At 35.9% G+C, this 13,277-nt stretch carries 12 protein-coding genes; 9 read left to right on the forward strand and 3 right to left on the reverse strand.

Annotation, left to right across the window (positions count from 1 at the left end; translation table 11 throughout):
• Nucleotides 1-596 precede the first annotated feature (596 nt).
• Complete coding sequence (locus G7Y56_RS09145; protein WP_165042874.1) at nucleotides 597-893, reverse strand: hypothetical protein; 297 nt, start codon at nucleotides 891-893, stop codon at nucleotides 597-599.
• A gap of 251 nt (nucleotides 894-1,144) precedes the next feature.
• On the opposite strand from G7Y56_RS09145, the gene istA reads away from it, so the two are divergent.
• From istA to G7Y56_RS09165, 4 genes are all read left to right on the forward strand, one after another.
• Complete coding sequence (gene istA / locus G7Y56_RS09150) at nucleotides 1,145-2,668, forward strand: IS21 family transposase (RefSeq protein WP_255498701.1); 1,524 nt, start codon at nucleotides 1,145-1,147, stop codon at nucleotides 2,666-2,668.
• A gap of 46 nt (nucleotides 2,669-2,714) precedes the next feature.
• Complete coding sequence (istB, locus tag G7Y56_RS09155) at nucleotides 2,715-3,461, forward strand: IS21-like element helper ATPase IstB (RefSeq protein WP_165042878.1); 747 nt, start codon at nucleotides 2,715-2,717, stop codon at nucleotides 3,459-3,461.
• A 375-nt stretch (nucleotides 3,462-3,836) separates the two neighbouring features.
• Nucleotides 3,837-4,904 carry a type I restriction endonuclease gene (locus G7Y56_RS09160; protein WP_165042880.1) on the forward strand — a complete coding sequence of 356 codons (1,068 nt, stop codon included), beginning with the start codon at nucleotides 3,837-3,839 and terminating at the stop codon, nucleotides 4,902-4,904.
• A 91-nt stretch (nucleotides 4,905-4,995) separates the two neighbouring features.
• The gene (locus G7Y56_RS09165) at nucleotides 4,996-5,274 is read left to right on the forward strand and encodes a hypothetical protein (protein ID WP_165042882.1); all 279 of its coding nucleotides are present in this window, start codon (nucleotides 4,996-4,998) and stop codon (nucleotides 5,272-5,274) included.
• A gap of 203 nt (nucleotides 5,275-5,477) precedes the next feature.
• Here the strand turns inward: G7Y56_RS09165 and G7Y56_RS18595 are convergent, their stop codons facing one another.
• The gene (locus G7Y56_RS18595) at nucleotides 5,478-6,146 is read right to left on the reverse strand and encodes a hypothetical protein (protein ID WP_255498702.1); all 669 of its coding nucleotides are present in this window, start codon (nucleotides 6,144-6,146) and stop codon (nucleotides 5,478-5,480) included.
• A 187-nt stretch (nucleotides 6,147-6,333) separates the two neighbouring features.
• Here G7Y56_RS18595 and G7Y56_RS09175 point away from each other — a divergent pair, with 187 nt between their 5' ends.
• Nucleotides 6,334-6,729, forward strand: coding sequence for a hypothetical protein (locus tag G7Y56_RS09175; RefSeq protein WP_165042884.1), 396 nt, complete (start codon nucleotides 6,334-6,336; stop codon nucleotides 6,727-6,729).
• A 482-nt stretch (nucleotides 6,730-7,211) separates the two neighbouring features.
• On the opposite strand, the gene G7Y56_RS18600 is transcribed toward G7Y56_RS09175, so the two are convergent.
• Nucleotides 7,212-7,334 carry a hypothetical protein gene (locus G7Y56_RS18600; RefSeq protein WP_255491413.1) on the reverse strand — a complete coding sequence of 41 codons (123 nt, stop codon included), beginning with the start codon at nucleotides 7,332-7,334 and terminating at the stop codon, nucleotides 7,212-7,214.
• A gap of 255 nt (nucleotides 7,335-7,589) precedes the next feature.
• Here G7Y56_RS18600 and G7Y56_RS09180 point away from each other — a divergent pair, with 255 nt between their 5' ends.
• The 4 genes from G7Y56_RS09180 (at nucleotide 7,590) to G7Y56_RS09195 (ending at nucleotide 13,270) form a co-directional block, all read left to right on the forward strand.
• Nucleotides 7,590-10,304 (forward strand): DNA gyrase/topoisomerase IV subunit A, encoded by a 2,715-nt coding sequence (locus G7Y56_RS09180; RefSeq protein WP_165023555.1) that lies wholly within the window; start codon nucleotides 7,590-7,592, stop codon nucleotides 10,302-10,304.
• Nucleotides 10,288-11,127: a DUF3316 domain-containing protein gene (locus G7Y56_RS09185; RefSeq protein WP_165042886.1), complete on the forward strand. Its 840-nt coding sequence runs from the start codon at nucleotides 10,288-10,290 to the stop codon at nucleotides 11,125-11,127. The genes G7Y56_RS09180 and G7Y56_RS09185 overlap by 17 nt, the downstream gene beginning before the upstream one ends.
• 10 nt (nucleotides 11,128-11,137) lie before the next feature.
• Entirely contained in the window at nucleotides 11,138-11,620 is a 483-nt protein-coding gene (locus G7Y56_RS09190) for a pyridoxamine 5'-phosphate oxidase family protein (RefSeq protein WP_165042889.1), read from the forward strand.
• 258 nt (nucleotides 11,621-11,878) lie between these two features.
• Nucleotides 11,879-13,270: a GDSL-type esterase/lipase family protein gene (locus tag G7Y56_RS09195; RefSeq protein ID WP_255498703.1), complete on the forward strand. Its 1,392-nt coding sequence runs from the start codon at nucleotides 11,879-11,881 to the stop codon at nucleotides 13,268-13,270.
• Nucleotides 13,271-13,277 lie beyond the last annotated feature (7 nt).

A 13,277-nucleotide genomic window follows, 5' to 3' on the forward strand; every position in this document is an offset into this window, starting at 1 on the left:
ATACCTTATCAACATGAATGGACAGTCGTACAGAGTTAAAGAAACTAAAAAAATGTTACAACCTGATGAAGAATAAATATCTTTAGCCAATCTCATCCGAGACACTTAGTGGTATACTTTTCAATTATTTTAGTGGACTACTTTTCAATTATATTATACACCGAACATGTTGCATTATTTCGCTATTGGTTATTTTTCATATTTTTTTTACAAAAGATACCTAAACGGAGAGAAAAAGTCATTATATATTTTTTTAGTTTTTGTTGCTTTACTCGAAATACAATTAAACTATCTATATGGTCTTATCATTATCTTTTGGCTAATTACTATCCATTACCAACTGAACAAAAACAAATTTTCCGACTTTTTATTCTCAAATAAATTAGCATTGTTTCTTGGAAAAGTATCATACTCCGCATATTGTATTCACATGATTATTTTATTTGCGACATCCTTTGTTCTTATAAATATCTTCCTAATTAATGATCAGGTAATGTATTCCGTTTTACTAATACTAATAAGTACACCTGTTACAATATTTACTTCATCCATTACCTATAAATTTATAGAAGTTCCATTTATGAAATATGCAAAGTCTATAAAAGTTCGTTGAAGTCAGTATTACCTGTAAACTGGCTAGGTGCGAAGGTTGTACCCTCCATAAATATATTGCCATCGACTATTGTATCTATCTGATTGTTTGACGAAATTATTAACCCCTTTGGATTTCGTTTAGTAATATTGTCTTTTAAAGCTAAGCCCGTTGTAGGAATTTTAATGTTGATTCCCGAAACAGGATTATCATATATAGTGTTACCTTTAATCGTAACATCGACAAAAGGCCTAGTTTCTCCGCTTATTTCAATTCTGTTAGTCGTGTTGTTATATATCAAATTGTTATCAAGTGGAAAAAACGGTAAAATAGACCCCTAAAAAACGGAAGAAAATGACCCTTGAAAAACGGAGGAAAATGACCCCTCCGAAACGGTTCAAAGTGACCACCTGAAAACGGAGGAAAATGACCCTCTAAAAAATAGCATCAAAAGTTTAGATTTAGATTAAGGATTTTAAAAAGGTATTGATTTAGTTCGCTTGAAAAAGCAAAACTAAAATCTTAAAATCTATGCCTAATAATCCTATTTCAATGAATAAACTAAGAACTATTATCCGTTTATATGAAGCCCGTACGGGTCTGAAACCCATTTCAGCGATGGTTCGCATTTCCCGTAATACCGTCAAGAAGTATATTCATCAATGGAACTCATTGAATATGAGTTATGATTCGTTCCAATCAACGAGTGATGCCGAGCTGCACGAGTTGTTTTGTGTTTGCCATCAACCGGCGGCCCCTAATCCCCGCATGGACGAGTTACAAGCTCTTCTGCCTGCTATCTGCAAAGCATTACGCAAAAAGGGTGTGACTACTTTAATGCAATGGCACGAGTATATTGCAAAACACCCTAATGGTTATGGGCTTACCCAGTTTCGCCTTGCCTTACAACGCTATCGATTGATTAATAATCCTACGATGCGTATGGAGCATAAAGCCGGTGATAAAATGTTTATTGACTATACCGGTGATAAACTCTGGATTTATCCCCATGGAGAGTCTCCCAGCCAAGTCGACGTATTTGTCTGTATTTTAGGATGTAGTCTTTTGACCTATGTGGAGGCCACATCCGGTCAGACTAAAGAAGATTTTATTAGTGCCTGTGAGAATGCATTTTATTACTATGGAGGAGTCCCTCAGGCGATGGTTCCTGATAATCTAAAGGCTGCCGTAACTAAAGCTGGTCGCTATGAGTCGGTATTAAATGAAGAGTTTGAACGTTTTGCGGAACACTATGGTGTGACGGTTGTTCCTGCCCGGGTACGCAAACCTCGCGACAAAGCCCTTGTAGAGAATGCTGTAAAACTAACTTACAAAGATATTTTCACGCGTATTGAGGCACTTCACTGTCCGGACCTAAAATCGTTAAATGCTGCTATCCGGTCAGCATTAGAACTTCATAATAACAGGCAGATGACTTCTCGCAGCTACTCTCGCAGAAGTTATTTTGAAGAACTTGAAAAGGAAGCACTCGGGTCTTTGAATCCTATCCGCTATCAGATTAAAAAGCATACGATGGCTACTGTAGGCAAAGATGGCTATGTCAGATTAAAGGAGGATATCCATTATTACAGCGTTCCACACACCTATATCGGAAAGAAACTTAAGATCTCCTATACAACGGCTGATGTTCAAATTTTTGATGCCTATACCTGCATTACCAGTCATAAACGTAATCGTGTAGAGTTTCGACATACCACCAATCCGGAACATCTTTGTGCTAAACATAAAGCTATCATCGAATGGTCTCCCGAGACCTTTATGGCTCAGGCAGCAGAGATCCATGAAGATGTTGAACATTATATCCGTAGGGTATTGGAGAAAAAACGCTATGTGGATCAAGCCAACAAAATATGTTCAGGAATCCTCTCTTTGGCCCGTAAGGTAGGTCCGACTCGTTTAGCTGCTGTATGTCGCCTTGCCGACAGTTATGGCAGATACAGCTTTTTAGAGATACAGGATATCCTCAAGACCAAATCTGAACATATTGAAGTCCCCGAAGAAACTGCTGATATCCCTGAACATGAAAATATCCGAGGAAAGGAGTATTACAAATAAATGAATGATAGATAACTCATAAATTAACAATTTAAATTAAAACACAATGAACAATCAAACAGTAGAAAAACTCCGTCAGATGCGTCTCTATGGTATGCATGATGCTTTTAAAACCTCACTGGAGAATACTCTCAAAGAGCAGATGACACAAGATCAGTTTATCTTTCATCTAGTATCCAGCGAATGGGATAATCGTCGTAATCGTGCTATAGATAGAGCCATTAAGGCTGCAATCTTCCGTTACAATGCTTCTCTGGAAGATATTGACTACACCTTTGAACGAGGACTGGACCGCAATCAGGTGGACCGGCTAGCGGCTTTGGAGTTTGTAAAGGAAAGTAAGAATCTCTTTATTACAGGACCTACAGGAACAGGCAAGAGCTATCTGGCTACTGCCTTGGGATATAAAGCCTGTCAGGAAGGATACAGAGTCATTTATGCCAGCACAGCCAAGCTGATGAGTGCTTTGAAGATAGCCAAGGTAAAGGGAACTATACTCAATGAGTTTAAGCGGATTGAAAGAGCTGATTTGCTCATACTTGACGATTTTTGTATGCAGGCCTTCGATTCTCAGTCAAGAGGTATATTAATGGATATTATAGAAGACAGACATCAAAAACGTTCGACTATTATTACCTCACAAGTGCCCGTTAAAGGATGGTATGATGCCATAGGGGAAAAAACAGTAGCAGATGCCATACTGGACAGATTAGTACATCACTCCCTAAGAGTAGAGTTGTACGGGGAATCAATCAGAAAAAGAAAAACCAAAGATGAAAATAATTATCAGTAAGAAATTATGTAGGTCAATAGATGCAAATCCGCGGACTTATGTATATTTTTGTAGAATAAGTGGACCCAATATGTGGGCAAACTAATAAATTAATAAAAGTTTAACTCGGGCATAAATCTTCCTTTTTTGACCCCAATCCCGATGACAACTTTTGACTATTATGAAGGTATAACTTTAGGTGGTCATTTTCTTCCGTTTTTTAGGGGTCATTTTATCCGTTTTTTCCAGTCACCCACTGAATACCTTGTTTAAAGACTTTACATTGAACTTAAATGATGTGCTAGAATTATATAATGTAATTAAGATAGTAGATAGAAATACAAGAATATGAAAAATTAAATTATATATAAAACTAACAATTTAAATCTTGATATTATGGACTTCAGAGATCAAATAAATCAACTTTCGAATAGGGTAGATAAGTTAAAAGAAAATCTTCAGACAGAGGAGGCAACAAAGAATGCACTTATTATGCCATTTCTTCAATCAATGGGATATGACGTTTTCAATCCTCTAGAGGTAATGCCTGAATTTACATGTGATATTGGCACTAAAAAAGGAGAAAAGATAGACTATGCCGTATTTAAAGATGGAGATCCAATCATATTAGTTGAATGTAAACATTGGAAACAAGACTTAACTTTACATGACAATCAGTTATTACGATATTTTCATGTGTCAAAAGCTAAATTTGGACTCTTGACTAATGGCATCATGTATAAATTTTATACTGATCTTGAGACTCCAAATAAAATGGATGAAAAACCATTTTTAGAGATAAACTTATTGGATATAAAGAATAACCAAGTTGAGGAACTCAAGAAGTTTCATAAAGCCTATTTTGATGTGGAAAATATTTTAAGTTCCGCAAATGAATTGAAGTACACTAGTGAGCTTAAATCAATAATTAATAAAGAGTTTTCGAACCCAAGTCCAGAATTTGTTAAATTATTTGCAAAACAAGTGTATGAAGGTGTTATAACTAATAAGCTATTAGATCAATTTACAACATTAGTTCGTAAATCAGTATCAGGGTTAATAAGTGATATAATTTCAGATAGATTAAAGACGGCACTTAAAACAGAAACATCAAAAGTTGAGGAAGTAACTGAACAAGAAACGGAAACAGAGATAATAGACAATAAGGGGGTTATAACAACTGAAGAAGAAAAAGAAGGATTCATGATTATAAAGGCAATACTTCGCGAGGTTGTCGATGTATCAAGAGTTGCTTACCGTGATGCGCAATCGTATTTTGCAGTATTATTTGACGATAACAATAGGAAACCAATATGTAGGCTTTATTTTAATGGAAGTAAAAAATACATTGTAACTTTTGATGAAAATAAAAAAGAGACTAGACATGATATCGAATCTCTTGATGACATATATAACTATCAAACAGAACTAAAAAATATTGCTATTTATTATACAAATTCATAATTCTAGTATAGAATGAATAGTCTTTCAAAATGAGTAATATGAATATATTAGGTTTTCAAATAACCGGAATGGCCATAAAAAGAAACTGATCATGCCAGTAAAAATAACAATACCAGAATCAAGACAAGTAACTAAGAGATTTGTCGATTCTTTTAATGAACTACGATATTTGAAGTTGGTACAAACTAAGAAAGAGTTTTGTGAAGCTGTTGGCTTAGCCGGAACAAGTAATCTCAACAGGATGGCAGTAAATGGATCCAAAAGCGAGCCGACTATTACAAACATACTCTTGTTAAACCAAAAATACAATGTCTCTATTGAATGGGTTATGCTTGGGAAAGGATCTGTTATTTCAGAAGTGAAAAGATAGACATCGATTTGTATTTTGACATCTATTTGATACCAATTGTTTGAAACTGTTTATACGTATCATATATATATAGTCCCCTCGTGTGTACTTTGGAAGTGGCTTAAATAGCCACTTTCTTTGTTTAAAGCCGTTTTGAAGGCTATTTTATTAACATCACAATATATCACAATACATCACAATACATCACAATATATCACAATATATCACAAAACCTCACTATATTTTTCCAATTGCTTAATACGTTCGTCTTGTGCTGCTATTTGTTTATTTTGCTCTATTACATATAAGGTTAATTCTTCAATTTTTTGTAATAGTTTAGCTTGCATCTCCACTACATTAATTCCATTTTCGATTACTTCTTTTTCTGATGGAATGTCTGAGAGGTGTTTATGTTCGTTGATATGGCTCTCTACTTCTGAAAGAGTAGGTAGCATATAGTCTTTATCAAAAACAAAGTCAGACCAACCTGTAGCTTCTATTTTAACTTCTTTAGAACGGATAGTTCCATTTACATCGAGTTTTGATTTGGGAGTAGTGCCAATCCCTAAATCACCATCTCCTGTATATATCATTTGTGAAGCAATTCCTGCACTATTCATTGTCCTGAATTTCAAATCTACCCTTCCATTTTGGGGCGTTATCTGAGATATTATATATGATTTTAACAGATTGTTGAAGTTGAAGTTTATACCTTGATAAGATTCATTAGAGGCGTGTGATCTTATTTCTATGGTATTAACATTGCTACTATTTGAACTTAATGAACTAATCTTCAAAGTTCCTGTGGTGCTATTATCCCCGTTATTATTCCACTGAGAAAAAATGGATGTAGAGAATAGCGAAATGGCAAATAACAAACGAATCTTCTTCATAACATTAAAATATTAAAAAATTATTCTGCAAATATAAAGTTTAACACACATCTTTTATAAAGGTCTGCTAAATATTAATTATTATTAATTGATGGGTTGTTTGTATTTTTTAGTGGTTGGCCACTCTTTTGTTTATTAAATATTTTATTTATATTGCATCATTAACCCCATTTTAAAACAAATTATTATGAAAAAGATTCTTTTTTTTATGTTAGTGCTCTTTATTACTGTTGGAGCAAGCGCTAATGATTCTACCGGAAAAACAGAAGTTGCAAGTGACCAATTTGCTGCTTATCATAGTGTTATTATTCATTTGCAAACTCCGACTGAATGGAACTTCGGATCGACCATCAGGTATGATAATGGATTTGGCTACACGACACAAGATTTGAATGTTATGAGTAATATTATCTCTGTGAAGAAAGGGAGTATAATAACAATTGACCTTCTATTAATGGGAGGGGGATATGTGCATGCAAGTGATAATGAGACTAGATATGAAGCCATGCCAATTACCGGAAGCTATACATATGTGATATCGGAAGATAGAGAAATTGTTATACGAGTGGATACTGCTGATTAAATAGGATAAGAATAGTAGTATCATAGTTGAAGAAAAAGTAGTAAGATATAGGACTACATGATGATACTACTTAGAACGATAAACACTATATAAAAGTTTCTTTCAACTCTATATAAAATAGGCGTTTATAAGTAATACACTGTATATCGTTGAAATTTTGAATTAAGTAATATAAACCAAGTCCATGTAGGGGATTATGTAGGATTTAGTGTTTCCTTCAAAAAGTAGTATTTAAAAATCAATATGTTATAAAAAAAGGAAAGGTTGTCTCACGACAACCAATCTTCATTGTTAACCTTAAATCTAATACTATGAAAAACACATAATATTAACATCTATCTGCCTGATAAAGTTCTATGGATTCCTTCTATATTTAAATAGATAAAGCTAATAATGAGTAAAATACGGAAATATTTCGTGGGTAGTAAGTGTATTTTTGCAGCAAAAATAAAAAAGCGAGTTTTCCACTCGCTTTTTCTATACTATTTAGAACCTTTTTTCTTTTTGTCTTTATCCTCTTGTTTCATCTGAGGTTGTGCGGCTATCACTTTTGCCTTTTCCTTTTTAGGTTTTTTTTCTTCTCTTTTGAATCGTTTTTCGCCCATAATATATAAATATTGGTTTGAGATGTAAATGTAGTTTATTGTGTGGGTAATAAACTATGATCTGGATATATTAAAAAGAGGTTAAGTTAAAGTTGTGAAAAATAGCGATTCAATATTGCTCACATGATGCAAATAATGGATGTTTTTTTATTTGAGAATGTACAATTTCCTCGCTATTCTCATTTTGATTTCAAACCAAAAAAAAGTATCTTTGGGATGTTTTAGATTGATAGCTATTTAAACAAGAATTTTTGCATGCTTCCAGAAGATATTATTGATGAGCCGGACAACATAGAAGATGAAAACTCCGTTGCAGGAGATGAAACAGAAACAACAGGCTCGCGTTCCGATTATAAAGTTCCCGTAAAAGACACAGACAGTCAGGCGCACCTTTCAGGGATGTACCAAAACTGGTTTTTGGACTATGCCTCCTATGTGATTCTCGAACGTGCCGTACCTCATATTATAGATGGACTGAAACCTGTTCAACGTCGTATACTTCATTCGATGAAAAGGATGGATGACGGGCGGTATAATAAAGTTGCCAATGTGATAGGGCATACTATGCAGTTTCACCCCCATGGTGATGCTTCTATCGGCGATGCGTTGGTTCAGTTGGGGCAGAAAGACCTATTGGTCGATTGTCAGGGTAACTGGGGTAACGTTTTTACAGGAGATGGGGCAGCAGCACCACGTTATATAGAAGCACGTTTATCTAAATTCGCGCTCGAAGTACTATTCAACCCTAAAACCACGGATTGGAAGCCGTCTTATGATGGTCGAAACAAAGAGCCTATCGCACTTCCTGTAAAATTTCCTTTGCTTTTGACACAAGGAGCAGAAGGTATTGCCGTAGGTCTGTCATCCAAAATTCTTCCTCACAATTTCAATGAACTATGTGATGCAGCAGTAGCTCATCTCAAAGGAGAAGACTTTTCTTTTTATCCTGATTTTATAACAGGGGGATATATCGATGTAAGCAAATATAACGATGGCGAGCGTGGGGGTTCGGTGAAAGTTCGTGCAAAAATATCGAAGCTTGATAATAAGACATTAATCATAAGCGATATTCCTTATGGTCGTACATCTACTTCTCTTGTTGAATCTATACTGAGAGCCAACGAAAAAGGAAAAATCAAAATACGTAAGGTAGACGATATTACAGCACTCAATGTCGAAATACATGTGCATCTGGCAGCAGGTGTGTCGTCCGACAAAACAATAGATGCCCTGTATGCATTTACCGATTGCGAAATAAGCATATCTCCCAACTGTTGCGTGATAGAAGATAATAAACCTTACTTTCTGACTGTAAGTAATATTCTTCGTTCTACAACTGAAAATACGCAGAGGCTCCTTCAGCAAGAGTTAGAAATTCAGAAGGCTGAACTTGAAGAGAGCTTACATTTTTCATCGCTCGAAAAAATCTTTATCGAAGAACGTATCTATAAAGACAAGGAGTTTGAAAATGCCAAGAATATGGATATTGCCGTAGAGCATATCGATAAGCGTTTAGCTAAATTTGCAGAATCATTTATTCGGGAGGTAACACGTGAAGATATTCTCAAACTGATGGAAATCAAAATGGGACGTATCCTTAAGTTTAACTCTGAGAAAGCAGATGAACTGGTTGCTAAATACAAGGAGCAGATAGAAGAGATAAATCATAATATCGCCAACATTGTAGATTATACAATTTCGTGGTATGTTATGCTGAAAGAAAAATACGGAAAGAATTTCCCTCGTAAAACAGAGATTCGTAGTTTCGACACCATCGAAGCAACAAAGGTGGTCGAGGCGAACGAAAAACTATATATCAATCGTGAAGAAGGCTTTGTCGGCACAGCTTTGAAAAAGGATGAATACGTTTGCAACTGCTCCGACATCGATGATGTAATTATTTTCTATAAAGATGGAAAATATAAGATTGTAAAAGTCTGCGATAAGATGTTCGTTGGTAAGAATGTATTGTACCTCAATGTATTCAGACGCAACGACAAACGAACAATTTACAACGTTGTGTATCGTAATGGCAAGAATGGATTCGATTATATCAAACGTTTTGCTGTAACAGGAATTACCCGCGATAAAGAATATGACGTAACACAAGGTGAGCCGGGTTCACGTATTGTCTATTTCAGCGCCAATCCGAATGGTGAAGCCGAAACAATACGCGTAATCTTAAAACCGAAACCACGTCAGAAGATTCTGGTATTCGAGAAAGACTTTAGCGATATTGTTATCAAAGGACGTCAGTCGATGGGTAATATATTGACTAAAGCCGAAGTTCATAAAATATCGTTGAAGCAAAAGGGCGGCTCTACACTTGGTGGGCGTAAAGTATGGTTCGATCAGGATGTGTTACGCTTGAATTATGATGAACGTGGCACATTCTTAGGTGAATTCCAAAGTGACGATCAAATACTGGTAGTGCACGATAATGGTGATTTTTATACAACTAACTTTGATTTGAGCAATCACTACGATTCGGGTATTATACGTATCGAAAAATTTAATCCGCATAAAAACTGGACTGCTGTACTATTCGATGCCGATCAGAAATATATTTATTTAAAACGATTTACATTCGAACCATCAGCCAAGAAACAAAACTTCTTGGGTGATAATCCGGAGTCGAAACTTCGCTTGTTATCTGATGTTGTTTATCCCCGTTTCCAAGTAATATTCGGTGGTCGCGATAGTTTCCGCGAATCATTGGAAATAGATGCTGATGAGTTTATTGCAGTAAAAGGATTTAAGGCTAAAGGTAAACGTTTGTCTACGTTCGAAATTGGCGAAATAAAAGAATTGGAACCAACTCGTTTTCCTGAACCGGAAGAAATAGAAGAGAAGAAGTTCGAGGTGCAGATAGATGACGATGACGACGAAATAGATAATAGACCTATATCTGATATATTAGATGAAATAACCGGACAAAAATCGCTATTCAAAGATGGTGAAGAAGAATAGAATATCAATTTTATTAAGTCTTATATTCAGTTTCTTTTCATTGAATAGTGCTTCATTGTGGAGTCAAGATGTAGATTCTGTTCCATTATTAATAACGAATAATTCGTATCTGGTTGGTATTGGTTCTGCCAATATGTACGACACTTATCTATCGCCACTCGAATATAAAGGTACATCCATTCGTGTAATGAATGAGCGAATGCGCCGCACTACATGGTTCGACTATCGTTTTTATAAACAGCAAATCATAGACCTGGAAGTGGCTAAGGGCGATAACCCGGCTAAGAACGCATCAGAATATTGGGTATTAGGTAACTACCGCTTGGGTGGTCATTATCAGTTCTACCAGACTAATAGATTGCGACTTGGGGCAGGTGGGTTGTGGGATATTGCCGGAGGTGTTCTTTACAACGAACGTAATGGCAATAATCCGGCAACAGCCAGAGCATATACCAATCTTAATTTATCAGCTATTGCTTCTTATCGTTTCGATAAATTTGCTGTTCGTTGGCAAATAGATACACCCGTTGCAGGTGTGCTATTTTCTCCACGGTACGGACAATCTTATTATGAAATGTCATTGGGCAATTCGGTCGATGTCGTTAATTTTTCGTCCTTTCACAATCAACGTGCACTGCGTAATTATATAACTGCAGATATTCCTCTTAATAAGTATATTATTAGGGTAGGCTATTTAGGTTCATACTATCAGACAAAAATAAATAGTATCCATACACATCACTATACGCATAGTTTCGTTATCGGATTCCCCATGGAAGGCGTGAAAACTCCAAGGAAAAAAACTGAAAATTTATATTGGTAAATAAAGAATTATGTTTAGAGAAGTAAGACGACAAAATAGAATATTGGAAGATCAGGCACGTATCACCGAGCTACTTCAGACTTCCGAATATGGGTTCCTAAGTCTTGGCACAACGGAGAACGGTTATGCCTATGGTATTCCTCTCAGTTATGCTTTCGATGAGGAAACAAACAGTCTTTATTTTCACTGTGCGCCCGATGGACAAAAGCTCGACGTAATGAAGCAAAATGATAAAGTATCGTTTTGTGTAGTGGGAGTTACTAAGCCGATTGCTAATCAATTTACGACTTTGTACGAGAGTGTGATCTCTTTTGGTAAAGTAATATCGGATTTATCGGACGACGAAAAGAGAAAAGCATTGCGTCTATTAGTCTGTAAATATTCACCCGGATTTGAAGAATTAGGCGAGAAATATATGGATAAATCATGGGGGAGGACAACCGTATTTAAAATCGAAATAGAGCATATTACTGCTAAAGCAAAATATAATTAGGAATTAATAATCTCTGTCATCTTGGTATGTAGTGACAAATAGATTTCTCCTTTCAGTTTGAAATGACAGCAATGAAAGCAGTAGGTATTCAGAGCCTTCCTTTGGAAGAATGAGAGATCCAAAAATGGACATAGATATATTCTTTTACTTAATTTCACAATCAATATCTTTAAATTTAAAAGAAAGTAATTAGCTTTGCACACCTTAAATGAACTTACTTTTTTTACAAATTAAATTCAATAGATTAAATTGCTGACAGTGAATACATCAGAAGATTCCTATTTTGGGAAAATAATTATATTAATTCTATTAGCCATTGCTGCGTTCTATGGCTTCAAAACGGCATTACCTCCTCGTTTGTTTCCCGATCAGGTAACATCCAATTCTAATATAGTAATGGATAGCATGATGCTCGAAGCAGTATCAGATACAACTGAAATGGCTATTGCTGATACAACAGAAGTGGCTGTGCGGGATACTCTCAATAATAATCAAACAGAAGAGGTCGATGAGACTTTAGACCCTTCTATCCGTGCCCAAGGATATAATAATCTCAAACATTTCTATGCTAAATTACATGCCTTGGAGCAAGACAAAACAGGCAAAGTGCGTGTTGCATATTTCGGTGACTCGATGAACGATGGAGACTATATTGTTCAGGATGTCCGCAGCGAATTTCAAGATAACTATGGGGGGCAAGGTGTTGGTTTTGTTGCAATAACATCACTTTCAGCCAATGCTCGTGGTTCTGTTTCGCATCAGCATTCTAAGACATGGACTACCCAGTCGTTCGTAAAAGTGAAGAAGCCGGCAAGACCTTTCGGAATCGACGGACAGGTTTTCTTTGCTCATGGTGAAGGTAATTGGGTGAAATATAGGGCACAAAGTCAGCGCCATTCAACGTCGTTATTCAGACCGACATTATTCTATGGTCGTTCTGCCAATAATCAGGCTTATGTAACTATTCAATCGGGTAAAGATTCAATCGTAACAAAGGAATTGAATCCGACTAAACTGCTGAATACTCTCCCTGTCGCTTCTACAACAAAATCGCTACAAGTCAATTTCCATAAAACAGATTCTATTCCCATTTATGGATTCAATTTCGATGACGGGCAAGGGGTTCATGTCGATAATTATTCTATGAGGGGAAATTCAGGTCTGCCGCTTTCCATATTGAATGTAAATCTGATGAATGCTTTTGACGATGTGCTGAATTACGATCTCGTCGTATTGCATTATGGAGCTAATGTATTGGGATATGGAACACTCAATTATAGTTGGTATGAGAAGAATATGACCAAAGTTGTTGAGAATCTGCGTGCTTGTTTCCCGAATGCTGATATTCTGATTATATCCACAGCCGATAAGGCGACTAAAATAGACGGTGTGATGCAGACAGATCCTGCTGTTGTGCCTTTAGCCAATGCTCAGAAAAACTACGCACGCAAAACAGGAGCAGGGTTTATCAGTCTTTATAGTCTGATGGGTGGCGAAGGTTCTATGGCTAAGTGGGTAGATGAGAAAAATCTGGCAGGAAAAGATTATACTCACTTCAATGCTACGGGATCTAAAAAGGTAGCTAAACTTATCTACGACGAAATAGGTAAAGGATTTAGCAAGTATAAAGAAGAACATCTAAACGAATAACATTTTG

This window comes from Dysgonomonas sp. ZJ709, assembly GCF_011039195.1.
Taxonomy (GTDB): Bacteria; Bacteroidota; Bacteroidia; order Bacteroidales; family Dysgonomonadaceae; genus Dysgonomonas.

Coding starts and splice junctions, on each gene's coding strand:
- istA (WP_255498701.1), top strand. CDS start 1,145: ATGAATAAACTAAGAACTATTATCCGTTTATATGAAGCCCGTACGGGT.
- istB (WP_165042878.1), top strand. CDS start 2,715: ATGAACAATCAAACAGTAGAAAAACTCCGTCAGATGCGTCTCTATGGT.
- G7Y56_RS09160 (WP_165042880.1), top strand. CDS start 3,837: ATGGACTTCAGAGATCAAATAAATCAACTTTCGAATAGGGTAGATAAG.
- G7Y56_RS09165 (WP_165042882.1), top strand. CDS start 4,996: ATGCCAGTAAAAATAACAATACCAGAATCAAGACAAGTAACTAAGAGA.
- G7Y56_RS18595 (WP_255498702.1), bottom strand. CDS start 6,146: ATGAAGAAGATTCGTTTGTTATTTGCCATTTCGCTATTCTCTACATCC.
- G7Y56_RS09175 (WP_165042884.1), top strand. CDS start 6,334: ATGAAAAAGATTCTTTTTTTTATGTTAGTGCTCTTTATTACTGTTGGA.
- G7Y56_RS18600 (WP_255491413.1), bottom strand. CDS start 7,334: ATGGGCGAAAAACGATTCAAAAGAGAAGAAAAAAAACCTAAAAAGGAA.
- G7Y56_RS09180 (WP_165023555.1), top strand. CDS start 7,590: ATGCTTCCAGAAGATATTATTGATGAGCCGGACAACATAGAAGATGAA.
- G7Y56_RS09185 (WP_165042886.1), top strand. CDS start 10,288: ATGGTGAAGAAGAATAGAATATCAATTTTATTAAGTCTTATATTCAGT.
- G7Y56_RS09190 (WP_165042889.1), top strand. CDS start 11,138: ATGTTTAGAGAAGTAAGACGACAAAATAGAATATTGGAAGATCAGGCA.